Raw genomic sequence first — 24866 nt, forward strand, 5'->3', positions numbered from 1 at the left:
ATATCAACGATTTTTTCATTATATCGATCATTACCCGCAATATATCAACGATTTTTTCATTATATCGATCATTACCCGCAATATATCAACGATTTGACAAAGGATATCAATTTGCCGACAAATCACGACAATATCAGCGCCCCTCTCCCCTACTTTTATCAATATATTACAATCTCATCTATGTTAAAATATAGGAAACACCCTTTAGCTTTTCCAAATTCATCATTTACTACTTAAATGACGGGAGTGGTTCAGTTGAAAGACTACTTAATTAGAGCATTTTTTGCGTTAATAACAGTTGGGATTCTCTTACTTATAGCTAATATTTTCAATATACGTGTCGAGGTTAAGGACTATGCTTTCCTCGTTGTCGTAGCAATTGGTGGCGGCTGGGGTGGCTGGTACCTGTATAAAAAACAAAGCAATCAAAATGATAAAGGCATTCCAAAGTAATATGGAATGCCTCTTTTATTGCCTTCTGTAATAAATAATGAAATTCAGACCACTAATACAACCAATCGCAATAAACATACAAAACGATTGTGGATCTCCACCTAGATTATACTCATCAACGATAAATCCGGACATAAACAACGTTATCGCTGAAACACCGATACACAATACCGAGATAAACCAAAGCGAAAATTCATTAATCAACTCTTTCTTCTGTCTCAAAACAATTAGCATAACAAGAATAGACGCTGCTAAAATACTTTTAAAAACCGGACGTAAATATACGAACTCCTCCATCTAGCTCTCCTTTCCCCAAAACATTACATCTAAACATTAACATATTTAACCAAATTAAAAACACATGCCATCTTAAATTAAAACGACATGTGTTTCCGTATTTGCTATGATAGTTGCTTCCACTTCGTTCCCAAAACAGGACGCTCATAATTTTGGATTGCATGAATTAGTTTATCTGCTGTCTCAGCTGAAACGATCAATTCTTTATTTGATGAATTCATAAATCCTTCTTCTGCTGCACGTTCAACCATTTGCAAAATTGGTCCGTAAAAACCTTTTATGTTTAATAAACCAACCGGCTTATTATGTATACCAATTTGTGACCAACATACAACTTCAAATAGTTCTTCAAACGTTCCGTATCCGCCTGGAAGCGCGATAAAAGCATCCGCAAGCTCTGCCATTTTCGCTTTACGTTCATGCATCGTCTCTACTTCAATTAATTCTGTTAATCCTGTATGCACAATTTCTCCTCGAAATAGACCGCGCGGCATAACACCTGTTACACGTCCACCTAAACGAAGAACTTCGTTTGCTACTTCTCCCATTAATCCAACGCATGAACCACCGTATACAAGCTCATACTCGTTCTCAACAAACATTTTACCTAACTGAATTGCCTGCTCTTTGAATTCTGGTCTCTCTCCTAAATTAGAACCTGCAAACACACAAATCTTTCTCATTCCTACACCCCGAAACTATATATTGTTATGATACAATTGACATTGTACAACATATTGAGGAGATGAGGAAGAAATGGATATCGTTGCATTTCAAAGATGGGTTGAGGAATTTTACGAAAAACGAAGCTGGTCACAGTATAATGCCTTTATTCGCTTAAATTTCTTAACCGAGGAAGTTGGGGAAGTTTCACGAGTCGTTCGTGCTATTGAAATTGGCCGCGATCGCCCTGATGAAGATGCGAAAACAGAAGAAGAGCTAAAACAAGAACTAAAAGAAGAACTTGGCGATGTACTATCTAACCTTATTATTCTTTCGCAAAAATATGATTTAGACTTACAAGACATTATGGACGCACACGTCGCAAAGCTTTCAAAAAGGTTCGAAGTATCTAAATGAGAATATTATCAATTATGGTATAATATTCTTGTCACAATACTAAGGGGGATTTTATGTTATCAAAAAAATTGCACGACGCATTAAATGAACAAATGAACTTTGAATTTTACTCTGCCCATGCTTATATGGCAATGGCTGCTTACTGTACAGCTGAGAGCTATGATGGATTCGCTAACTTTTTCCTTGTACAAGCTGAAGAAGAACGTTTCCACGCAATGAAGCTTTACAACTATATTAATGACCGCGGAGAGCGCGCTATTATTACTGGATTTGATAATCCGAATAACGAATACGAATCTGTATTAAACGCTTTTGAAGTCGCACTTGAGCACGAGCGTGAAGTAACGAAACGTATTTACAACTTATCTGATATCGCTTGGGACGAGCGTGAACATGCAACAATTACATTCTTAAAATGGTTCGTTGACGAACAAGTTGAAGAAGAAGCTTCATTCGATAGCATCATCCAAAAACTAAAACGTATTACAAGCGATTCAAACGCACTGTTTATGCTAGATGCTGAATTAGAGAAACGTACATTTACGCCTCCAGCTGAGTAATATTTCAATCACCTTAATACATGTATTAAGGTGATTTTTTTGTTTGCTCTCTATCTTAAAATCACCTTAAATTTCCTCATATTTGACATAGTGCCAGATATAAAATGGTATTATTTTCAATATAAAAACGAATATACGAGGAGAGGAAAAATGAATCAACGTGTAGAAGCTGTTGATGCAATTCGTGGTTTCGCTTTGTTTGGCATTTTACTAGTCAATATGACATTAATTCAAGTTGGGTTCTTCACCAGTGAAAAACCAACTTATCTATTTGGCGATCTTGATAAAGGTGCTAATTGGTTTATTCAATTTTTCGGCACACATAACTTTATATCCCTATTTTCTTTTCTATTTGGGCTTAGCATTATTTTGTTACAAAAAAGTATTATCGCAAAAGGAAAAAAATTCTTCCCCACATACATAAGACGTATTATCATTCTTTTACTACTCGGCTACATTCACGGCACTTTTGTTTGGGAGGGAGATATTTTATTTGCATACGGAATAATCGGGATTTTTTTAATGATATTCATTAATCGAAAACCGAAAACTTTGCTTATTTGGGCGATTATTCTACTCGCACTTATTACACTTATGTCTTATCAAACTGATCCATCTACAAATATAAATGATTTCGCACCTTATACTGAAAAAGAACATAAAGTCCATCAAACTGGAAGCTATATGGATCACGTCAACTTTAGATTGACTGAAAATCCTTTTGATTACATGGGAATTGAAGGTGCATTCGGATTATTTTTCATATCAGTTTTCGCAATAATTTTTATGTCTCCACTGTTCCTACTCGGAATGTATGTAGGGAAAAAAGGCTGGCTATTTGAGGTCAGTAAACATATACCTGCTGTCAAAAAAATATGGTTTGCCACCGGTCTCTTCTCTTTTACAATTAAAATCTTAGCTATGTTCATAAAGCACCCGGTTTTAATTATGTTACAAGATGGCCTTACACCAGTAACTATGACCTTCTTTTACGGAAGCACAATCATCTTATTATTCCATTACAAAAAAGCAACCCGTCTACTAACATACATGGCGAACATGGGGAAAATGTCCGTTAGTAATTACTTAGCGCAATCTATTATCGCAACAACCATTTTTTACGCATATGGATTTGGCTTATACGGGAAAATCGGCTATTTCTTCGGTATTCTTTTAACCATCGGAATTTATACAATTCAATTATTCGTTAGCACCTATTGGCTCCAGAAATACCGAATGGGGCCAGTGGAATATGTGTGGAGACTGGGAACTTATTTAGAGAAACCACGTTTTAAAAGAGACTTGGATAAAGCAAGTTAAACAAAAAAAGCAATGAGCCTACGCTCATTGCTTTTCTTAATTTATTAAAGCATAACCCCAACGATAATCGCTGATAATATACTTACTAATGTTGCACCGTATACAAGTTTTAAACCGAATGATGATACAACGTTTGCTTGTTTGCCATCGATACTCTTCGTTGCACCTGCGATAATTCCGATAGATGAGAAGTTCGCAAATGATACAAGGAAGATAGATAAAATACCTACTGTACGAGCTGATAAATCACCAGCTACTTTACCAAGATCAAGCATTGCAACGAATTCGTTCGTTACTAATTTTGTTGCCATAATTTGTCCTGCTTGTAACATCTCTGATGTTGGAATACCCATTACGAATGCTAATGGTGAGAAGATGTATCCTAAAATGCTTTGGAATGTGATTCCGAAAATTGAATCGAATACACCATTAATTGCTGTAATTAATGCCACGAAACCGATTAACATCGCCGCTACTGTTACAGCGATTGAGAAACCAAGCATAATATATTCGCCTAACATTTCAAAGAATGTTTGTTTCTTGTCTTCTTGTAATTCTAAAATATCGTCTTCTTCTTTTACTTCATATGGATTAATGATATGAACGATAATGAATCCACTGAATAAGTTTAATACAAGTGCTGTTACTACATATTTTGGATCAATCATTTTCATATAAGAACCGACAATTGACATCGATACTGTAGACATTGAAGATGCACAAAGTGTGTATAAACGATTTTTCGGTAATTTGCTTAGTTGATCTTTTACTGTAATGAATACTTCCCCTTGACCAACGATTGCAGCTGCTACCGCATTATATGATTCTAGTTTTCCTAAACCGTTAACTTTACTTAATAGGAAACCGACTGCACGAATGATAATCGGTAAAACTTTAATATGTTGCAGAATCCCGATTAATACTGCTAAGAAAATAATCGGTAATAATACTGTTAAGAAGAATGGTGCTTGTCCATCGTTTGCTAGACCACCAAATACGAAATTAACCCCAGCTTCCGCAAATTTTAAAATAGCGCCAAATCCATCTGCGATCCCTTTTACTAATACAAATCCGACCTTTGTATTTAGTAAGAAATACGCAAGTACCAATTGAATGACAAGCATAAGTGCAATTGGTTTATATTTAATTTTCTTACGATCTGAACTAATAAGGAAACCTAGTACAAACACTACAAGTAAACCGACTAGAAACATTACGAACTTCATATGTGAATCCTCCACTTCTCCCACAAGTTATTGGTCGTATAACGTATAACGAATGACGTCTGACCATTGTTGTTAAAAAAATTTAAAACCCCTAAAACTATTCAACTGTCATCTAAAATCAGTAAGCGTTTACATAAATTGCAATTTATAAAAGGTAGCTTCTTCTCTCCTACCATACTTGAAAGTCTGAAATTGATACCACCTACAAATCAAATTGTAAGCGTTATCTAGACGAAATGCAATATAAATTTTAAAAGATTTTTATATGTTAATATATTCCTAATTAATTGGTTTTTTCATGTAAATTTACCATAAAAAAATAGCCCTAGCTATGAGCTAGAGCCATCCTTTTTTTATAACATAACACCAACGATAATCGCTGATAGAATACTTACTAACGTCGCACCGTACACAAGGCGTAGACCGAATGATGATACAACATTTGATTGATTTTCATCGATACCTTTTGTTGCACCTGCAATAATTCCGATAGATGAGAAGTTCGCAAATGATACAAGGAATACAGAAAGAATACCAACTGTACGAGCCGATAAATCACCAGCTACTTTTCCAAGATCAAGCATCGCAACAAACTCGTTTGATACTAATTTTGTTGCCATAATTTGTCCCGCTGTTACCATTTCTGCTTGCGGGATACCCATTACGAATGCTAATGGTGAGAAAATATATCCTAAAATAGCTTGGAATGTAATACCGAACATTGAGTCAAACAAGCTATTGATTGCTGTAATTAATGCTACGAAACCAAGTAACATAGCTGCTACTGTAATCGCAATCGTGAAACCAAGCATAATGTACTCGCTCAGCATTTCAAAAAATGATTGTTTTTTCTTATTTTCTAATTTCAGTGTATCTTCTTCTTCTGTAATATCGTACGGGTTAATAATATGAATGATAATGAAACCACTAAATAAATTTAATACAAGTGCTGTTACTACATATTTCGGTTCGATCATTTTCATATAAGAACCAACGATTGACATCGACACTGTCGACATAGAAGATGCACATAATGTATATAAACGATGTTTTGGGATTTTACTTAATTGATCTTTTACTGTAATAAATACTTCTGCTTGTCCAACAATGGCAGCTGCTACTGCGTTATATGATTCTAGTTTTCCTAGACCATTTACTTTACTTAACAACGTACCAATAGCACGAATAAATATCGGTAAAATTTTAAAGTGTTGCAGAATTCCGATTAAAACCGCAAAGAATACGATTGGTAATAACGCTGTTAAGAAGAATGAAACCTCTCCTTTATTAACAAGACCACCAAATACGAAAACGATTCCAGCTTCCGCATATCCAAGAAGTGCGCCAAATCCATCTGAAATTCCTTTTACTAAAATATAACCAACTTGCGTATTTAATAAGAAATAAGATAATGCTAGCTGAATAATAAGCATAATTGCGATTGGTTTATACTTAATCTTCTTTCGATCGGCACTTATAAGAAAACCGAGTACAAATACAACGAGTAATCCTACAAGGAACATAACAAACTTCATTAATAAAATCCTCCATTTAACTCTTCATTAACGTTGAACGTCTGACCATTCAAAACAAGAAATAATCCGAACTTTCCATTTCTCCTCCAAAATCTTCAATCGGATAGGAAAGATCATAAAACCTCTTATTTCAAAGGCATTTTCCATTCTAACACAAATCACAAATCATATCCGCACTTTTCTTTAAAAAATTACATTTTATTATAAAATGTCTATGAATGTTCGTCTTTTACTATCTGCAAATAGTTGAATAAAACAAAAAAAGAGCATCAAGTTTCACTTGATGCCCTTTTCATTATACCGCTTTTTCTTTATCAGCTACCGCTGACTCATCCCAACACTCTGTATTGTTCAAACCTGGAATAGACTCCGCATAAAAGACTGGATCTTTCCCTTGTTTCTTTTGCTTAATATAATCTGATAACGCTGCGAAAGCATACTTAGAAAGGAATACAATTGCTACTAAGTTAATAACAGCCATAATTCCCATAAATAAATCTGCTAAATCCCAAACGATTTGAATTGTCGCTACAGATCCTAGCATAACCATACCAAGTACAGCAATGCGGTATGCATTTAATAGCACTTTACTTCCATTTAAGAATTCAATATTTGTTTCACCATAGTAGTAGTTACCTACTAATGAACTGAACGCAAACAAGAAGATTGCCACTGCTACAAATATAGAAGCCCATGGACCGATATGTTGACTTAACGCCTGCTGCGTTAATTGAATTCCGTTTAAATCAGCTGCATTATGCACATCTGATAAAAGAATAATAAATGCTGTACAACTACAAATTAATAATGTATCAGTAAATACCCCTAAAGTTTGAATGAAACCTTGTTTAACTGGGTGCGTTACGTTTGCAGTCGCTGCTGCGTTCGGCGCACTACCCATACCTGCTTCATTTGAGAATAACCCACGTTTTACCCCTAATAAAATCGCAGCTCCTAATCCTCCGCCTACTACTTCTTTAATTCCGAAAGCATGTAAGAAAATTTCTTTAAATACATATGGAATTGCCGTAATGTTTGTTACAACAACGAATAATGCCACTGCTACATAAATAATTGCCATTACTGGAACAATCATTTCAACCGCGCGAGCAATTCGTTTTACTCCACCGAAAATAATAACTGCAAGTAAACCAGCCATAACAAGACCTACTAATCTACTATCTGTTTTGAACGCCCCATCAAAGGCAGCCGCTACAGTATTAGACTGTACAGCGTTAAAAATCAATCCGAAACTTACTGTTATTAGAACAGAGAACACAACACCTAACCAGCGTTTCTTTAAACCCTTTTCCATATAATACGCTGGGCCCCCACGGAATGCATTCCCATCTTTTACTTTATAAATTTGCGCTAATGTGCTCTCTACAAATGCAGAAGCACCCCCAATTACCGCGATTAACCACATCCAAAATACTGCTCCTGGACCACCTGCTGAGATCGCAATAGCTACACCAGCTAAGTTACCAGTACCTACACGAGAAGCTGTACTCATACAAAACGCTTGGAATGATGATACGCCGCTCTTCTCTTTTTGCGCTTTCCTCGTTTTCGAGCTTGCCCCATCCCCAAGCAAACGAATCATTTCACCGAAGTAACGAACTTGGACAAATTTCACACGAAATGAAAAATAGAGCCCTAACCCAATTAACATCGCAATAATGATATATGACCAAAGGATATTATTTATATCCCCAATTACCTTAGCTAAAAAATCCATAATTGCATTGCCCCCTCTTCCTAACAATAAGAAAATTATATTCTAAAAACTTTTAGTAATCAAGAACTTTATGTTAGGTTTTATAACATCAGTACGTTAATTCTTTTAACATACGTGTTTTTTTACATGAAAATATAGCCATTACATGCATTTATCCAATACTTAATAACTTATCCTATTCGACCAGCCATACTTTTAAAACAGTACGTTCCCCACAAATAACGAGAGAAACAAACAAAAAAGTTATATTAATAATTACCTCTCACCCTTTTCATCATTTACTACAACAAAAAAGGCGGGCATCGAATTTACCTCGATGCTCGCCTTTTCAATTACACTGCTTTTTCTTTATCTGTTACCACTGGCTTATCCCAGCACTCTGTATTCGTTAAACCAGGAATAGAATCTGCACTGAAGACTGGATCTTTCCCTTGTTTCTTTTGCCTTACATAGTCTGTTAATGCCGCGTACGCAAATCGGCCAAGAAGTGTAATCGCAATTAAGTTCGTGATTACCATTAGACCCATAAATAAGTCTGCCATATTCCATACAACTTGAAGCGTCGCAACAGAACCGAATAATACCATTCCAACTACCGCAATACGGTAAATTGTTAACCACGTTTTGCTTTGCTTAATAAATTCAATATTTGTTTCACCATAATAGTAGTTTCCTAAAAGAGAACTAAATGCAAATAAGAAAATAATAATCGCTAAGAAGCTACTTGCCCATGGGCCGATTTGTGAGCTTAATGCATTTTGCGTTAATTCAATACCTTCTAAATTTGTTGCTTTATATGCACCAGAACATAGTACGATAAATGCTGTTGATGTACATACTAAGAATGTATCTACTAAAACGCCGATCGTTTGAATAAAACCTTGTTTTGCTGGATGCGTTACATCAGCTGTTGCTGCCGCGTTCGGCGCACTACCCATACCTGCTTCGTTCGCAAATAATCCGCGCTGAATACCATATTTCATCGCAGCACCGATACCGCCACCTACAGCTGAATCTAAACCGAATGCACCTTTAAAGATTTCCGTAAACACATCTGGTATTAAATAGAAGTTTTTAATGACAACAAAAATAGCTACCGCAATATAAACAAGCGCCATTGGCGGAACAATCATTTCCGACATACGTGCAATACTTTTTACACCACCAAAAATAATAACCGCAACTAATGCAGCTAATACAATACCAACAATATAACGCTCTAAACCAAATGCATTTTCAAACGCTAATGTTACTGTATTCGCTTGTACTGAGTTAAAAATTAAACCGTAACTAACTGTAATAAGGATAGAAAACCAAATTCCCATCCAACGTTTATTTAAACCTTTTTCCATATAATAAGCAGGACCACCACGGAAGCCACTGCCATCTTTTACTTTATAAATTTGGGCAAGCGTACTTTCTACGAAACTTGAAGAAGCCCCGATAATCGCAATAACCCACATCCAAAATACAGCTCCAGGTCCTCCCATAGATATAGCTAATGCTACACCAGCTAAGTTACCGATACCAATACGAGCTGCTGAACTCATACAAAACGCTTGGAAAGAAGATACACTACCTTTTTTACGCGTCTTTCCAGTTAATCCATCACTCATTAGTCGAACCATTTCCCCTAAATGAGTAATTTGTACGAATTTCAATTTAATAGAAAAATAAAGACCTAAACCAATTAACATTGCAATAAGAATATATGACCAAAGAATTGTATTTGTTGATGAAATAAATTGCTCTAAAATATTCATACAATTAACCCCTCCTTTTCTCCATAAAACGAATTATATTTAAAAAACATTCAAAAATCAACATTTTTCGACAATTTGCAATTTCCAAATATTAGCCAGGTTCACAGTAACAATGTCCTTATGACTGACTACCCTCCCTCTAACTGTGCATACTAAAACAAAAAATAAATTCACAAACAACCCTATTGACAAAAATACCAACCTGTAACTATAATGATTACAACAGGTTGTAACAAACCTAATTACAACAAATTCATTTACTTTCAGATATACACTTTAACAAAACACTTTGGAGGGATTTATTATGAAAATCGGAATTATCGGAGCAACTGGTAAAGCAGGAAGTCGTATTTTAAAAGAAGCATTGGATCGCGGACATGAAGTAACTGCAATCGTAAGAAACGCTGCAAAAATTACAGAAGAAAACGTAAAAGTTTTAGAAAAAGACGTATTTTCTCTTACATCTAACGACTTGCAAGCATTCGATGTAGTTGTAAATGCATTCGGTGCTCCAGCAGGACAAGAACACCTTCACGTAGATGCAGGAAACGTACTAATTGAAGCGATGAAAGGTGCACCTAACACAAAATTACTTGTAGTTGGTGGCGCTGGAAGCTTATTTGTAGACGAAGAGAAAACAACACGTGTATTTGAGACACCAGGTTTCCCAGGCGAATACCTTGCAACAGCTCAAAACCAAGGTAAAAACTTAGAAATCTTACAACAAACAAATGATATCACTTGGACATTCATCAGCCCTTCTGCACTATTCGCATTAGGAAAACGCACTGGTTCTTATAAAGTTGGTAAAGACAACCTGCTTGTGAACACAAAAGGTGATAGCTACGTAAGTTATGAAGACTTCGCAGTTGCAGCACTTGATGAAATCGAAAATCCAAAACATGTAAACGAACGCTTCACAGTAGTTTCTGAAGCTGAATAATAAAAAAAGCTCGTAAAACATAATGTTTTACGAGCTTTTTCTTATTATTGCACTTGCTCTAATCCATTTTGAGTAATCTTAAAGGATATTTCTTGCCCCTTCATCGCATCCTCTTTTTTAACTAACTCATTCTTTTTGTACCAATTCAAACGACTCGGTTCCGCATGGTATACTTTCAGCACATCTCCATACTCAAATGCCGTTCCATTTACTTGCCCAGCAAAATTCTTTGAAGTCTCTTGTCCTTCTGCCGTTACATGCTTTTTCTTATTTCCATTTTGATCATAAATCGTAAGGCCTATATACTGCTCATTTACAAAGCGATAATGAATCTCCTCATTTGTAAATGTTGCATGTAATTTCTTTTCAGCGTGGTTTAACGTAACAATTGAACGTGTAACATCGGACACACCTTGATAGACTAGACTATCCCCATATGTCACTTCTACAGGAACTTCCGTCACCTTCTTATTTCCAAATCGATCTTTCGTTTCTACTTTCACTTTTTGCTGACCAATTTTTGTCGTATCTATTTCCCCTACAAAACCTACTACTTCTCCACCTTGTACTTCAACAAAGTTCTTCGCGTCTAGCGTTTCTCTATTTGTTCCGATTACTACTTGCTGCGGATTTGCTTTTACTGTTTGCTCACCGTCTAATCTTTCAAATCCATTTTCAGTTATTTTGAAGACTAATTCCTTTATCTCTTTACTTTTTCCTTCGCCCACATATACATCTTTTTGATACCAATGTAAACGAGAAGATTCCGCATGATATACTTTCACTACATCTCCATACTCAAATGCAATTCCATTTACTTCCTTAGCAAATTCTTGCGTATTCTCTAAACCTTTTACTGCTATATTTTTCTTCACTCTTCCTTCTTTATCGTACAATGTGAATTCAAAATACTTTTCATCTTTAAAGTAATCATGAATTAGATTCTTTGTATCTGTCGCACTCAGTTTTTTCGTATCATGATGCAAAGTTACAATTGATTTCAAGTCACCATCTCTATAGCTCAGCCCATATACAAGTAGGCTATCTCCATATGTTACTGTTAGAGGAACTTCTGTCACTTTCTTATTTCCAAATCGATCTTTCGTTTCTACTTTTACTTTTTGTTCACCGATTTTTGTTGTATTTGGTTTTTCTACAAATCCAACTACTTCTCCATCTTTTACTTCAACAAAGTTTTTTGCATTTATTTTCTCTACATCTGTTCCGATTACTACCTTCTGTGGTACTGCCTTTACCTCTTGTAAAGTTTCCATTCTTTCAAAGCCTTTTTCAGTTACCTTGAAGAATAATTCTTTTTCTACTTTCGCCTTACCTTGGCCAGCAAGGCTATTATTTTGATACCATTTCAAGCGGTCCGGTTCTGCATGGAATACTTTTACTACATCACCATATTCAAACTGCATTCCACTCACTTGCTCCGCAAATTTCTTTGAAGTTTCTTGTCCTTCCGCTGTTACACGCTTTTTTGTGTTCCCATTTTGATCATATAGCGTAATCCCCATATACTCTTCATTTACATAACGATAATGAACAGGATTACCTGTAAACGTTGCGTGCAGTTCCTTTTTATCATGTTGCAATGTTACAACCGAACGTATTGCATTATCATTAGCATGAAATACTAAACTATCTCCATAAATTACTTCAAGCGGCACTTCTGTTATCTTCTTATTTCCAAAAGCATCCTTCGTCTCTATTTTTACTTTTTGTTCTCCAATTTTTGATGTATTTGGTTTTTCTACAAAACCAACCACTTCTCCATCTTTTACTTGTACGAATTCTTTCGGATCTAGTTTGTCTACATCCATTCCGACTACTACTTTTTGCAGTTTCGCCGTCACTTCTTGTAAACTATCTTTTAATTCGAACCCTTGCTCAGTTATTTGGAATAATTTCTCTTTTTTATTTTTAACTTTTCCTTGATCTACAAGTTCGTTATTTTTAAACCACTTCAAACGGCTTGGTTCTGCGTGGAATACTTTTATTACATCACCATATTCAAAATCCAATTCATTTAGTTCCATCGCAAATCTTTTTCCCGTTTCTTGTCCTTCTGCTGATACACGTTTCTTTTCAATCCCATTTCGATCATATAGCGTTAAGCCCATATATTCTTCTTTTTCAAAACGGTAATGTATTTCATTATTAGTAAAGTTTACATTTAATTTCTTCTTATTGTGGTGAAGTGTCACTGTCGACATTACATCATCTGAAAGTCCTTGAAAAACTATACTGTCATCATAAAATCCGTTAACTTGGACAGGAATTGAATTTTTATTTCCTTTCTCATCCCCAATTTCTACTAACACTTCCTGTTTCCCATTCTCTAATTTAGGCCATACAATCTTTCCTGTTACTTTTACATTCTCACCTAAATTTCGAACAAGCTTACTTGCTTCATTCTCGTCAGAATCTGTACCAACTAAAAGATTTTGTACTTCATTAGCAGGTTCACCATACGGAACCTTATACAGTTCAACTTGCTTCTCACGAATATCATTACTATCTGTAGCTTTCCAGATTTCCTTTTCTAATTTAGGTAACTTTGATTTTTCTATTTTCTCTCTAATATCATCATTTGGTGTTAATCCCCACTCCTCAAAGAAAGGAATTAAATTTTGCCCTGCCACTTTTGATGTCATATAAATAAATAGCTGCTTTTTCTCTTCATCAGAATGAGGCATTTCACTCTGAGGTAACAAACGATAAGCTTGATGTAACCTAGGATAAAAATGTTCTCCATACACTACATTTAATTGCCAAAACATTGTAAGAGGATTAATGTCATCAATGAATCTTTCTGCTTTAGGCTTCTCTAAATACTCAAATGAGTTTTTATAGTGCTCATCCATTTCTAATTGATTCCCTAACGCCTTTTGAACAGCTAATGAGTAAATATTTACTGTTACTTCCCTTACTTTAGACCACTTCCACGGTTCTTGCTGATGTAAATGACCAACTTCATGCCACGGTCCCCATCCATCCTTCTCAAGTACCTCTATATCTAAAACTCTATTCATTGCAGTTGGAATATATCCTGTATGATAATGTTTCGCAAACATAAAGTCCCCTTTAGCAGGCTTCCGTTTTTCAACAAACTGAACATAATGAGTTGGAGATTTTGCAACCCCAACACTGTCCTCAGATAATCCTGCCACTGCGTTTTCTAAACGGATAATCTTATCATGCAATTTCATTAAATCTGTTGGATCCGTATTCTTCATATATTTCTGCACAGAATCGTAAGTAGTAGTAATTAAGCTTCTCTCACCTTTTAATTCAACTGCATAAGGATCCTTATATTTTTTTAACATTTCATCCCAATCTTTTTTCGTATGCTTACCTAAAATAAATAAAGGAAAGTGACTACCACCATTTGTAACGGAAGCTGTTACTTCTCCTTCGTTATTCATATTATAAAAATATAAAATACCGCCTCTTGAAGATGAAATAACATTTTTTCCTGGTTTTAAATCAAACTCCTCTGGGTCCTTTTCATCATAAGATCTCGTTCCAATAAAAGCTTGGATAGACTGCGTTCCTTTTATGTCAATTGTAATCTCTTCATTTGGCTCTGCATAAATTCCAGTCGGTTCATTAGCGGAAAGTTTCCAAGTAACTCTTAAACGATTATTTTCTTCTTCTACGCTACCTTTCCCCGGCAACTGGAATACTCTCTGCTCAAATTTATTCTCTTCCAACTGCCCGCCCTTATTCTCTTCCAAAGGCGCCGCATATCCTTTTGATGCTTCGAAAGCTACTGGTGATAATAATGTAGATATACATATACCAGCTACTAATACCCTACTCTTTTTTTGCTTTGACATAATCTGTGTCCCCTGTCCTTTTTTTAGGCAAACCACTCTATATATTCATCTAATCAAAAATCCTATTATTTTTATGAAAATATTTAATGAATAGACTAACACCTCGCGCACCTGTATCTATTACTACTGCATTTCCCCCCATGTATTCGCTTTCTTACATTGTAAAATTTTTATGTAATATGCCCTCCTCACTTCTCTCTATTTGTGATGAGTTCTCTTGCTACATAAAAAAGAGAATAGTAAAAGATATTTTTCAGTATTGTCATCTATACATCTAAAAATGTGAACAACAATAGAGTTTTACATTTTCTTCATATATGACCATCTATAGGTAGTTTTTCCAACTGAATTGTACACGCTTTACACTTTGTTTGATAGCCTCTCTAATTAGAATAATGTTACAATTTCGTGAATAAAATCCATTTATTGTAACGTTTAGATTTCTCCATATTTTATTATTTTTAAATACTTCTTCAAACGTTAAAATAGTGTTTCACTCGATTAATTATTATCTTGATATACCTTTAAAGAATTCATATGAAAAAGCATTGGCATACGCCAATGCTTTCTCATTATCTCTTTTGATTCGGTTTATGCGGTTCATTTGGAGTATATGGCTTATTTGGAGCCTCAGCCTTTTTCCAACTTACCGCTAACTCTGGACTTGTTTTTTCTTCACTACGCTCAAGTAATACTACTGCATTTTGAATAGTCGGTGTACCTTTATGCGCAATCCCTTGTAATTTCGTTAAATTTCCTGATACTTTAAAGCTAAATCCACCAGCTGGTGTTTGTTTCGGAATTAAAATGCGGAACTTTTCTCCTACATTAAATTCTGTTTTTGTTTCGCCTTTTTCATTTGCAAATTTCACGCCCGCTGGTGCACCTGTTGCTTGCACTTTATACGTTCCGCTTTTTGCATTTGTTTCTACTGTATATAAGCCTGTTTCAAAGAAATCATTTTTTAAGACTGCTTCTTGTTCTTCTGTAGGAGTTACACTCATCGTAATTTCTTGTAGTTCTTCACTAGCACTTGCTTTTGCAACGATATCTTTTGTTACTTTCTCTACATTTTTATTTCGGAAATCTAAATCATTAACATCAATTTGTTTTAACGCATTCCATACTGCAAGCTGCGTTGCGTAATGCGCCTCTCTCCAATCAGATACTCCTAATTCTTGTGGGCTCTTTTGTGGATATCCATTCAATAGTACACGGTACACATTAATATCCACTTTACCCATTTCTGGTAAATCTTGACCGCTCGGAGATTTTAAATCTACATTTAAGCAAAATGCAATTTTTCCATCTGCCGTTTTAATAAGTTCTGTTCGAATTGGTTTCTTCTTTGACTTACTATAACTCCAATTCATTTCATACTTTGTATGATCCATAACTTCTGCGAATGCTTTTTGAAGTGGGAATAATACAAATAAGACACTTAAAAACATAGCTAAAAGTTTGAACGATTGCTTTATATTCATGTTTACAGCCCCTTAATAACAAACTTAATACTAAGTAGTATTTATTTAGAAACTATTTTTATGCAAAAAAAAAGAGTGCTTTTAAGCACTCTTTTTTCTTACCTTAATCTTAGAAATCGAAGTTATCAGGATCTGGACCAACGCGATGATTTTGATTTAACGCATCGATTTTTTCCATATCTTCTTTCGTTAATTCAAAGTTAAATACATCTGCGTTTGCAATAATGCGGTGTTCTTTCGTTGATTTTGGAATTGTGATTACTCCATTTTGAAGATCCCAACGTAAAATAACTTGCGCTGTTGTTTTACCGTGTTTCTCAGCAATCTCTTGTAATGTTTCGTTATCTAATAATTGACCTTGCATTAGTGGTGACCATGCTTCCATTTGAATACCTTGTTCTTTACAGAAAGCTTGTAGTTCTTTTTGTGTTAAACGAGGGTGGTATTCTACTTGGTTAATCATTGGTTTAATTTCTGCATCTTTCATTACATCTTGTAAGTGATGGATTTGGAAGTTACTTACACCAATTGCACGTACGCGCTTTTCTTTATAAAGTGTTTCTAGCGCTCTCCATGTATCTTTATATTTTCCTTCTGAAGGCCAGTGAACAAGATATAAATCTAAATAATCTAGTCCTAATTTTTTTAGACTCTCTTCGTATGCAGCGATTGTTGTTTCATACCCTTGATCTGCGTTCCATACTTTTGAAGTAATAAATAATTCTTCTCTTGCAATACCAGTCGCTTCAATACCTGCACGAATTCCTTCACCTACAGCTTTTTCATTTCCGTAAATTGCAGCTGTATCGATGCTGCGGTATCCTGCTTTAATTGCTGATTTTACAGCTTCTACAAGTTCTGGTCCTTCTTCTACTTTAAATACACCTAAACCGAACCAAGGCATTTCTACACCGTTATTTAATACTGCTTTACTTTGTAAGTTTTTCATTTTATTTTCTCTCCTTTTATTTTACTTGATCTCTTTTTTCTAATGTCATGCTCCACGCTGTTAAAATAACAGCGGCTACTACCATAAGGCCACCTACCCAAGCAGTATGGATTAATCCTAATGAATTCGTTACAAGGCCACCTATATAAGAACCTAAAGCGATCCCTCCGTTAAATGCGGCAATATTAATTGCTGAAGCAACATCAACCGCACTCGGAACAAAGCGCTCTGCCAATATAACTACATATACTTGTAGCCCCGGAACATTCATAAATGCGAATAGTCCCATGAAAATAATTGTGATTAATCCAGCTACTTTAAATGGCGCTGTAAATGTTAAAACAAATAATATAATCGCTTGAATCAAGAACATGTAAAATAGCGCTCGAATCGGATTATGATTCGATAATTTTCCGCCGACCATATTCCCTATCGCAATTGCGATTCCATATACTAATAAAATGATAGTAACAGTACTTGCTTCAAATCCTGTTACTTCTTGTAATAACGGAGATAAATACGTAAATGTTACGAATGTACCGCCGTATCCAAGTGCAGTAATAATGAAAACAAGTAATAGTCTTCCATTTTTAATTAATTTAAATTGATCACGAAACGATACAGGTACACCATTTTTTAAATTAGATGGGACGAGTATACTGTTTGCGATGAAAGCAATAATTCCAATTACAACAATCGCCATAAATGACGCTCTCCAGCCAAATTGTTGACCGATAAATGTTCCAATTGGCACACCAGTAATAGTCGCAACTGTTAATCCAGTAAACATAATCGCAATTGCGCTAGCACGTTTATTCTCTGGTACGATTGCAGCTGCAATTGTAGATCCAATTGACATAAACACACCATGTGCAAACGCAGATACAATTCTTGCAATAATTAATACAGTGAAGCTTGTTGCTACCGCCGCAATGCCATTACCAATAATGAAAATAACCATAATCCACATTAATAATGTCTTTCGCGACATACTAGCCGTTAACGCTGTTAAAACAGGAGCTCCTACCGCTGCTCCTAACGCATATAAGGAAACCGTTAAACCGGCTGTTGTAACCGAAACATTTAAATCTTTTGAAATAGATGGTAGTAAACCGACACTAATAAACTCGGTCGTACCAATCCCAAACGCACTAATTGCTAGCGCTAATAAAGCAAACATACTTCTTCGGCTCGTCTGAGCTTCCGAAGATGGTACTGTATATGAACTCAATTGAATTCCTCCTTATTACAAGAAATCCAATCATAATAGTATGATAAAAAGGCCCTTTTATCTTCTAAAAAATATATTTCATACTTACAAATGCTATTATGAATGGTTTCATTCCTTTTTTGAAGAACGCACTTTAAAGTACGATAGGCACTAAAAAGTAACATAGTCACTTTTTGGTACCGTACTACTCATTTGCCTCTTACATGTGCTATTATGAAACATATTTAACATAATAAAAAGTACGTACTTTAAAGTGCTATAGGTACTAAAAAGTAACATTTGTATGATTTAACTTATTTTACTTACAAAGGGAGGATTTCATATGAAGAAATACAATATTCCTGTAGAGGCGACTTTAGAAGTTATCGGCGGAAAATGGAAGGTTGTTATCCTTTGTCACTTAACGAAAGGTACAAAGAGAACGAGTGAACTAAAACGTTCCATGCCTGGTATTACACAAAAAATGTTAACACAGCAATTACGTGAATTAGAAGACGACGGGGTCATTCAAAGAAAAGTATACAACCAAGTCCCACCGAAAGTAGAATATTCTCTTACCGACTACGGTTGGTCTTTAGAATCCATTCTTGATTCTCTTTGTTCTTGGGGCGAATGCCATCTTGAAAAAGAAGGTAACACATCGATGCTAATTGCAGAAGGTGAATAATAGGAAAAAGGAAAAAACGAACATGAATTGGTTCATTTTTTCCTTTTTTTCTTTATATATATGTACATTTCTAACTGGAACAAAATATTTTATACGCTTTCATACCTTGTCAGCACTACGTTATACACTCAATATCAAATAATTAGGAATCATTTTTATGTTAACATAGGTGTATATAGTATATAATATAGGATATATATTATATACACTTTCCGGTAACGGAGCTTTTCCATTATGCGGACAAGCCATGTATCGGACAGTTCATAAATAATAAGTAAGACGTTATGGTTTTAGATTTATGTCAGCTTACTTGCTGTCATAAATTTAAAGGCATTTTATTGTGTTTTGTGAAACTTTGTATAAAGTTTCGTAACCGTTTACTATCTTACTTATAAAAAATAAGAGTATTGCTATCGTAAAGGAGAATTGGAGATGCCAGAAACTATGACTCAAACAAAGCCAGAACAAGAAACTGTACAAATTTCTGCTAGCCAAGGACAACTTGATGTACTTGATCAGTTGTTAAAACCTGAGGTACAAGAATCATTAACAACACTAGTAGAACAGCTTCCAAAATTAACTGAGCTTGTTAACATTTTAACTAAGTCTTATGACTTCGCTCAAACTGTTGCTACTGATGAAGTATTAAAAAGCGACACTGTTGGTGCAATCACAGAGCTTGTAGAACCTGTAAAAGATACAGTGAAAAGCATGGCTGCTACTGCAATCGAAGCGAAAGATCGTGCTGACGAAAGCAACGAAGTTATCGGCCTGTTCGGTCTATTAAAATTATTAAAAGATCCACAAGCACAAAAAATGTTCCGCTTTGTGAACGCATATCTTCAAATTAGTGCAGAACGTAACAATAAATAAGTTAACTTATAACAACAATTAGTAAAGACGGGGGATATCATACTATGTCAAAACAAATTGTCATCTTAGGCGCTGGTTATGGCGGTCTTCTTGCCGCTTTAAACGTACGTAAATATTACAGTAAATCAGAAGCACAAGTTACAGTGATTAACCAATACCCAACGCACCAAATCATCACTGAACTACACCGCCTTGCAGCTGGTAACGTGTCTGAGCAAGCAGTTGCAATGCCACTTACAAAGCTTTTCAAAGGTAAAGATATCGATCTTAAAATCGCAACAGTTGAGTCATTCTCAGTTGATAGCAAAGAAATCAAACTAGCTGGCGGCACTACTTTATCTTACGATGCACTTGTAGTTGCTTTAGGAAGTAAAACTGCTTACTTCGGTATTCCAGGACTAGAAGAAAACAGCATGGTATTAAAATCTGCTGCTGATGCGAATAAAATCTACAAACACGTTGAAGACCGTATTCGTGAATACGCGAAAACGAAAAACGAAGCTGATGCTACAATCGTAATAGGTGGTGGCGGATTAACTGGCGTTGAGCTAGTTGGTGAGCTTGCTGACATTATGCCTAAACTTGCAAAAAGCCACGGCGTAAATCCAAAAGAAGTGAAACTTCTTCTTGTTGAAGCAGGTCCAAAAATCCTTCCAGTATTACCAGACCACTTAATCGAACGTGCAACTACTAGCCTAGAAGCGCGCGGCGTTACATTCTTAACTGGTCTTCCTGTAACAAACGTTGCTGGCAACGAAATCGACTTAAAAGACGGTCAAAAACTTGTTGCTAACACATTCGTTTGGACGGGCGGCGTACAAGGTAACCCATTAATCGGTGAATCAGGTCTTGAAGTTAACCGTGGACGTGCAACAGTTGATGCATACCTACAATCTACTTCTCACAAAGACGTATTCGTTGCTGGAGACAGCGCTGTTGTCTTCGCTCCAGACGGACGTCCATACCCACCAACTGCACAAATCGCTTGGCAAATGGGTGAGTTAATTGGATACAACTTATACGCAGCACTAGAAGGCAAAGCATTCGAAGAGTTCGCACCTGTAAACTCTGGAACACTTGCTAGTCTAGGACGTAAAGATGCGGTTGCTACAATTGGAGCAAGCAATACTCCACTTAAAGGCTTACCAGCATCATTAATGAAAGAAGCAAGTAACGTTCGTTACTTATCACACATTAAAGGTCTATTCAGCTTAGCTTACTAATCTGAATATAAGCCCGAATCATGCCCTGCATGGTTCGGGCTATTTTTATCCGTAATTTTCTCTAACTTATTTATTCGGCAGAAGAATCGTATAACCCTTTTAATTATCTAAATTTACTGATTATTTTATGTCCAAATTGTGTATACGAAAAGATGGAAGTATTCTTCCTACTCCCATCCTTTCACACAAACTATTCGCCTAACTTCACAAGGCTGTAATTCTTCTTCCCTTTACGGATAATAATAAATCGTCCATCAAATGAATTTTCTACAGTAACATCCGTACCCACATCTGTTACTTTCTCACCATTCATAGAAATCGCTCCGTTATTAATATCTTCACGCGCTTGTCGTCTAGATGGTTCAATTCCTAAATCAACTAGCCACTCTACGATGTTTTTCGTCTCTTTTGAAGACTGGAATGTTGGCATCTCTTTAAAACCTTGTTCAATTTCATCAGCTGTTAACGATTTAATATCTCCGCTAAATAACGCTGCTGTAATTTTCACAGCTTGCAGGAATGCTTCTTCTCCATGAACGAATTTCGTCATTTCTTCTGCTAGTACTTTTTGTGCTTCACGTTTATGAGGCTCTGTTTCCACCTTAACCGCTAATTCATCAATACGCTCTTTCGTTAAGAACGTAAAGTATTTCAAGTATTTAACGACGTCACGGTCATCTGTATTTACCCAGAACTGGTAAAATTCAAACGGTGTCGTTTTTTCAGGATCAAGCCAAACCGCACCACCCGCTGATTTACCAAACTTCGTACCGTCCGATTTTAATAATAACGGAATCGTTAATCCGAATACTTTCGCCTCATGACCTTCTAACTTACGAATTAAATCTAAACCACTCGTAATATTTCCCCATTGGTCACTACCACCAATTTGCAGTTGAACATCCTCTTTCGTGTATAAATGATGGAAGTCCATCGCTTGCAAAATTTGGTACGTGAATTCCGTGAAAGAAATACCTGTATCCAAACGGCTTGCTACAATATCCTTCGCTAACATGCTATTGATGCTAAAGTTTTTCCCGTAATCACGTAAAAACTCAATAATATTTATTTCATGTGTCCAATCATAGTTATTTACCATCTTCACTTCGCTATTTCCACCAAAATCAAATAGCTTTTTCATTTGTGCTGTTAACGCATCTACATTATGCTGAACCACTTCTAACGTTTGAAGTTGACGCTCTGATTGTCGTCCACTCGGATCACCAATTGTTCCTGTTGCCCCGCCAATTAAAATAACAGGATGATGGCCGGCTAATTGGAATCTCTTCATCATCATAAACGGAATCAAATGTCCGATATGCATACTATCACCGGTTGGATCAACTCCGCAGTATAGTGAAATCTTTTTCTCTTCTACTAGCTTACGTAAGCCTTCTTCGTCAGTCTGTTGATTAACGGCGCCGCGCCATTCTAACTCATCAATGATATTCATCTTTTGTCATCCCCTTTATTTTTTTAAAACAAAAAATCCCTATGTCTATGACATAGGGACGATTATTCACCGTGTTACCACCCAGTTTGTATAAATAGCATAGCTACTCATACCACTCTTAGCAATAATATCGATTGCCAGTCCGCTTAGCATTACCTAAGATACTCCAGAGTGTAATTCACAAGTTTGTTTGTGCTAGGTTCCAGCAACCCCTAGCTCTCTCGTTAACAGTGACAAACTGCTACTGGGCTCTTTCAACGTATGTTATTTGTTAAATTATTAGCCATTATATTGAATTGAAAACAAATTGTCAACAATACCCAAATATTATTTTAAAATAATTCATATCTTCATACGTATTTCTTTATTCCTTATCTTCTCCAATAATCCTTACTTCTCGCTCCAACTTCACGCCAAATTTCTCTTCAACTGTCTTTTGTACGAAGTGAATTAAATCGATGTAATCTTGTGCTGTTCCGTTATCAACATTCACCATAAACCCAGCGTGTTTTAAAGAAACTTCTACTCCACCAATTCGCTTACCTTGTAGTCCTGAGTCTTGAATTAACTTACCAGCAAAGTTATTTGGTGGGCGCTTAAATACGCTACCACATGAAGGATATTCTAGAGGCTGTTTTGACTCACGTTTAAACGTTAAATCATCCATTTTTGCTTTAATTTCTTCATGTACACCTTCTTCAAGTTCAAATCTCGCTTCAAGAATAATGTAATGGTTGTTCGCAAATACACTCTTACGATATCCAAATTCAAATGCTTCTTTCGTCAAAGTACGTAGCTCTCCATCACCTGTCATTACGACAGCTTCTGTTAATACAAACGAAATTTCACCGCCGTATGCACCAGCATTCATATATAATGCTCCGCCAACTGAACCTGGAATACCACAAGCAAACTCAAGACCCGTTAAGTTATGGTCTAAGGCAATACGTGATACGTCAATAATTGCTGCACCACACTGTGCTACAATCGTCGTTCCTGTTACAGTAACACCTGTAATATGAATTAAACTTACTGTAATCCCGCGAATTCCACCATCTTTAATAATGACATTCGATCCATTTCCTAAAAACGTAACTGGAATATTATATTCGTTCGCATATTTAATAACTTCTTGAATTTCATCATAATTTGTAGGCGCAACAAAAACATCTGCTTTTCCGCCAACTTTAATATGCGTATGATTCTTTAACATTTCATCTTGTTTAACATGTCCTTCAGGCAATACCGTACTTAAATATTTATAAACCTCTTGCATATTCATTTTACGATTCCTCTATTTCTATATTCATTTTATCCCGTTATACGGGCCCATAATATCCCCACGTACATGAAAGAACCTAAAGTGGTGGATACAGTGTACCCAAAATCAATTCGAGACACCTATAAACCTCTTAATTTATAAGAGGTGCCACTCATATTAAAATATATATTGCATAATAAAGCAACCCAAATGGACTACTAAACTTGACATGTCATCAGAAAGACAACAATTTGTAAAATATGTGACTTTTTCAAAACACTATCCCTCAGTATCTTACTATACCACACAAAAAGAAAGTGGTATTTTTTTGTACTTTTTACTTTATTTACATCAATAAAAAAAGAGCACATCCGACAGAATGTGCTCTTTCTATACTCTTTATATTACTTTTCGTTCTCTTCTTTTTCTTTATCAAACCATAACAGCTCATCGTTATCAACTTCACCATTATAATTGATTAAAATTTCTTCTCCTGCTTTTATATCCTTATAAGCATAGAAGTTAAACGTATGGTTCTCGAAGACAATATCATACGTTGCATTCGGTGTATATGAATGATTAAATAACATACCGTATCCTAAAAGGATTGCCGTATGATTGATTCCATACTCAAATGCGTAGTCAGCAAGTAATGTTTTCTCAATATGTTCATGCTGTTCATTCGGATAAGAGATAACTGGTGCTGCGTGTATCAACTCACCTTTTTTAATATCACGAGTTGCAAATACACCTCTATTAAATTCTCCATCACTAAGTTCAGAAGTCTTAACTTCGATCATATGCGTCACCTATTTAATTCTTTCTTTGAAGTATTTTAATTCCGCTATTAGCTGAATTTTATCTCCTTAAGCTTGGCAGAAAACGCGCAGAAAAGCAATTAAATTCCTATCAAGTATTCGTTTCAATGAAAAAAGAGCACATCATTCGTGCTCTTTCCAAGC

General features: G+C 35.6%; 21 protein-coding genes and 1 other annotated feature. Of the genes, 8 read left to right on the forward strand and 13 right to left on the reverse strand.

The features are described 5' to 3' along the window. Positions 1-255 precede the first annotated feature (255 nt). Positions 256-453: a hypothetical protein gene (locus tag BLT20_RS26465; protein WP_000656312.1), complete on the forward strand. Its 198-nt coding sequence runs from the start codon at positions 256-258 to the stop codon at positions 451-453. Positions 454-468: 15 nt separating this feature from the next. Here the strand turns inward: BLT20_RS26465 and BLT20_RS26470 are convergent, their stop codons facing one another. Together BLT20_RS26470 and BLT20_RS26475 are read right to left on the reverse strand one after the other, a co-directional pair. After that, positions 469-750 (reverse strand): hypothetical protein, encoded by a 282-nt coding sequence (locus BLT20_RS26470; protein WP_000390910.1) that lies wholly within the window; start codon positions 748-750, stop codon positions 469-471. Positions 751-854: 104 nt separating this feature from the next. Next, positions 855-1418: an LOG family protein gene (locus BLT20_RS26475; protein ID WP_002026558.1), complete on the reverse strand. Its 564-nt coding sequence runs from the start codon at positions 1416-1418 to the stop codon at positions 855-857. A gap of 88 nt (positions 1419-1506) precedes the next feature. On the opposite strand from BLT20_RS26475, the gene BLT20_RS26480 reads away from it, so the two are divergent. The 3 genes from BLT20_RS26480 to BLT20_RS26490 all read left to right on the forward strand — a co-directional run bounded on the left by BLT20_RS26480 (position 1507) and on the right by BLT20_RS26490 (position 3710). Beyond that, a complete protein-coding gene (locus tag BLT20_RS26480) occupies positions 1507-1830 on the forward strand; it encodes a MazG nucleotide pyrophosphohydrolase domain-containing protein (RefSeq protein ID WP_000355744.1) in 324 nt (107 codons plus the stop codon). Between the two features lie 53 nt (positions 1831-1883). Continuing rightward, positions 1884-2390 (forward strand): ferritin, encoded by a 507-nt coding sequence (locus BLT20_RS26485; RefSeq protein WP_000949403.1) that lies wholly within the window; start codon positions 1884-1886, stop codon positions 2388-2390. Positions 2391-2540: 150 nt separating this feature from the next. Next, positions 2541-3710: a DUF418 domain-containing protein gene (locus tag BLT20_RS26490; protein WP_001076367.1), complete on the forward strand. Its 1170-nt coding sequence runs from the start codon at positions 2541-2543 to the stop codon at positions 3708-3710. Positions 3711-3754: 44 nt separating this feature from the next. Here BLT20_RS26490 and BLT20_RS26495 read toward each other — a convergent pair whose 3' ends face one another. From BLT20_RS26495 to BLT20_RS26510, 4 genes are all read right to left on the reverse strand, one after another. Further along, complete coding sequence (locus BLT20_RS26495) at positions 3755-4936, reverse strand: NupC/NupG family nucleoside CNT transporter (protein ID WP_000673874.1); 1182 nt, start codon at positions 4934-4936, stop codon at positions 3755-3757. Between the two features lie 353 nt (positions 4937-5289). Next, positions 5290-6471, reverse strand: a complete 1182-nt coding sequence (locus tag BLT20_RS26500) for a NupC/NupG family nucleoside CNT transporter (protein ID WP_000673839.1) — start codon at positions 6469-6471, stop codon at positions 5290-5292. A 295-nt stretch (positions 6472-6766) separates the two neighbouring features. Beyond that, positions 6767-8209 carry an alanine/glycine:cation symporter family protein gene (locus tag BLT20_RS26505; protein WP_000346371.1) on the reverse strand — a complete coding sequence of 481 codons (1443 nt, stop codon included), beginning with the start codon at positions 8207-8209 and terminating at the stop codon, positions 6767-6769. Between the two features lie 332 nt (positions 8210-8541). Next, positions 8542-9972, reverse strand: a complete 1431-nt coding sequence (locus tag BLT20_RS26510) for an alanine/glycine:cation symporter family protein (protein ID WP_001022930.1) — start codon at positions 9970-9972, stop codon at positions 8542-8544. A gap of 304 nt (positions 9973-10276) precedes the next feature. Here BLT20_RS26510 and BLT20_RS26515 point away from each other — a divergent pair, with 304 nt between their 5' ends. Next, on the forward strand, positions 10277-10915 hold the full coding sequence (locus BLT20_RS26515; RefSeq protein ID WP_000689905.1) for an NAD(P)-dependent oxidoreductase: 639 nt from the start codon (positions 10277-10279) through the stop codon (positions 10913-10915). A 44-nt stretch (positions 10916-10959) separates the two neighbouring features. Here BLT20_RS26515 and BLT20_RS26520 read toward each other — a convergent pair whose 3' ends face one another. The 4 genes from BLT20_RS26520 to BLT20_RS26540 form a co-directional block, all read right to left on the reverse strand. Beyond that, positions 10960-14763 carry a putative mucin/carbohydrate-binding domain-containing protein gene (locus BLT20_RS26520; RefSeq protein ID WP_000043241.1) on the reverse strand — a complete coding sequence of 1268 codons (3804 nt, stop codon included), beginning with the start codon at positions 14761-14763 and terminating at the stop codon, positions 10960-10962. Positions 14764-15335: 572 nt separating this feature from the next. Next, complete coding sequence (locus tag BLT20_RS26530) at positions 15336-16247, reverse strand: thioester domain-containing protein (protein ID WP_001022536.1); 912 nt, start codon at positions 16245-16247, stop codon at positions 15336-15338. A gap of 109 nt (positions 16248-16356) precedes the next feature. Then, a complete protein-coding gene (locus BLT20_RS26535) occupies positions 16357-17196 on the reverse strand; it encodes an aldo/keto reductase (protein ID WP_000793532.1) in 840 nt (279 codons plus the stop codon). 16 nt (positions 17197-17212) lie between these two features. After that, on the reverse strand, positions 17213-18376 hold the full coding sequence (locus BLT20_RS26540) for an MFS transporter (protein ID WP_002026553.1): 1164 nt from the start codon (positions 18374-18376) through the stop codon (positions 17213-17215). 373 nt (positions 18377-18749) lie between these two features. Here BLT20_RS26540 and BLT20_RS26545 point away from each other — a divergent pair, with 373 nt between their 5' ends. From BLT20_RS26545 to BLT20_RS26555, 3 genes are all read left to right on the forward strand, one after another. Beyond that, positions 18750-19094 carry a winged helix-turn-helix transcriptional regulator gene (locus BLT20_RS26545; RefSeq protein ID WP_000760481.1) on the forward strand — a complete coding sequence of 115 codons (345 nt, stop codon included), beginning with the start codon at positions 18750-18752 and terminating at the stop codon, positions 19092-19094. Positions 19095-19526: 432 nt separating this feature from the next. Next, positions 19527-19967: a DUF1641 domain-containing protein gene (locus BLT20_RS26550; RefSeq protein WP_001115309.1), complete on the forward strand. Its 441-nt coding sequence runs from the start codon at positions 19527-19529 to the stop codon at positions 19965-19967. Between the two features lie 44 nt (positions 19968-20011). Continuing rightward, positions 20012-21190 carry an NAD(P)/FAD-dependent oxidoreductase gene (locus tag BLT20_RS26555; RefSeq protein ID WP_000043202.1) on the forward strand — a complete coding sequence of 393 codons (1179 nt, stop codon included), beginning with the start codon at positions 20012-20014 and terminating at the stop codon, positions 21188-21190. A gap of 190 nt (positions 21191-21380) precedes the next feature. Here the strand turns inward: BLT20_RS26555 and tyrS are convergent, their stop codons facing one another. From tyrS to BLT20_RS26570, 3 genes are all read right to left on the reverse strand, one after another. Next, positions 21381-22643 (reverse strand): tyrosine--tRNA ligase, encoded by a 1263-nt coding sequence (gene tyrS, locus BLT20_RS26560; protein ID WP_001021108.1) that lies wholly within the window; start codon positions 22641-22643, stop codon positions 21381-21383. A gap of 51 nt (positions 22644-22694) precedes the next feature. Continuing rightward, positions 22695-22910, reverse strand: a binding site (T-box leader). Positions 22911-23007: 97 nt separating this feature from the next. Beyond that, positions 23008-23925, reverse strand: coding sequence for a UDP-N-acetylmuramate dehydrogenase (gene murB / locus BLT20_RS26565; RefSeq protein WP_001057102.1), 918 nt, complete (start codon positions 23923-23925; stop codon positions 23008-23010). Positions 23926-24308: 383 nt separating this feature from the next. Continuing rightward, positions 24309-24704, reverse strand: a complete 396-nt coding sequence (locus BLT20_RS26570) for an SET domain-containing protein (protein WP_000573649.1) — start codon at positions 24702-24704, stop codon at positions 24309-24311. Between the last annotated feature and the right edge of the window lie 162 nt (positions 24705-24866).

The organism is Bacillus sp. cl96, assembly GCF_900100505.1.
Lineage (GTDB): Bacteria > Bacillota > Bacilli > Bacillales > Bacillaceae_G > Bacillus_A > Bacillus_A cereus.

Bases quoted from the DNA above. Each gene is read 5' to 3' on its own strand.
- BLT20_RS26570 (WP_000573649.1), bottom strand. From the start codon at position 24,704: ATGATCGAAGTTAAGACTTCTGAACTTAGTGATGGAGAATTTAATAGA.
- BLT20_RS26510 (WP_001022930.1), bottom strand. From the start codon at position 9,972: ATGAATATTTTAGAGCAATTTATTTCATCAACAAATACAATTCTTTGG.
- BLT20_RS26520 (WP_000043241.1), bottom strand. From the start codon at position 14,763: ATGTCAAAGCAAAAAAAGAGTAGGGTATTAGTAGCTGGTATATGTATA.
- BLT20_RS26485 (WP_000949403.1), top strand. From the start codon at position 1,884: ATGTTATCAAAAAAATTGCACGACGCATTAAATGAACAAATGAACTTT.
- BLT20_RS26535 (WP_000793532.1), bottom strand. From the start codon at position 17,196: ATGAAAAACTTACAAAGTAAAGCAGTATTAAATAACGGTGTAGAAATG.
- BLT20_RS26480 (WP_000355744.1), top strand. From the start codon at position 1,507: ATGGATATCGTTGCATTTCAAAGATGGGTTGAGGAATTTTACGAAAAA.
- BLT20_RS26505 (WP_000346371.1), bottom strand. From the start codon at position 8,209: ATGGATTTTTTAGCTAAGGTAATTGGGGATATAAATAATATCCTTTGG.
- BLT20_RS26540 (WP_002026553.1), bottom strand. From the start codon at position 18,376: ATGTTTGCTTTATTAGCGCTAGCAATTAGTGCGTTTGGGATTGGTACG.
- BLT20_RS26530 (WP_001022536.1), bottom strand. From the start codon at position 16,247: ATGAATATAAAGCAATCGTTCAAACTTTTAGCTATGTTTTTAAGTGTC.
- BLT20_RS26545 (WP_000760481.1), top strand. From the start codon at position 18,750: ATGAAGAAATACAATATTCCTGTAGAGGCGACTTTAGAAGTTATCGGC.
- tyrS (WP_001021108.1), bottom strand. From the start codon at position 22,643: ATGAATATCATTGATGAGTTAGAATGGCGCGGCGCCGTTAATCAACAG.
- BLT20_RS26490 (WP_001076367.1), top strand. From the start codon at position 2,541: ATGAATCAACGTGTAGAAGCTGTTGATGCAATTCGTGGTTTCGCTTTG.
- BLT20_RS26495 (WP_000673874.1), bottom strand. From the start codon at position 4,936: ATGAAGTTCGTAATGTTTCTAGTCGGTTTACTTGTAGTGTTTGTACTA.
- BLT20_RS26550 (WP_001115309.1), top strand. From the start codon at position 19,527: ATGCCAGAAACTATGACTCAAACAAAGCCAGAACAAGAAACTGTACAA.
- BLT20_RS26515 (WP_000689905.1), top strand. From the start codon at position 10,277: ATGAAAATCGGAATTATCGGAGCAACTGGTAAAGCAGGAAGTCGTATT.
- BLT20_RS26470 (WP_000390910.1), bottom strand. From the start codon at position 750: ATGGAGGAGTTCGTATATTTACGTCCGGTTTTTAAAAGTATTTTAGCA.
- BLT20_RS26555 (WP_000043202.1), top strand. From the start codon at position 20,012: ATGTCAAAACAAATTGTCATCTTAGGCGCTGGTTATGGCGGTCTTCTT.
- murB (WP_001057102.1), bottom strand. From the start codon at position 23,925: ATGAATATGCAAGAGGTTTATAAATATTTAAGTACGGTATTGCCTGAA.
- BLT20_RS26500 (WP_000673839.1), bottom strand. From the start codon at position 6,471: ATGAAGTTTGTTATGTTCCTTGTAGGATTACTCGTTGTATTTGTACTC.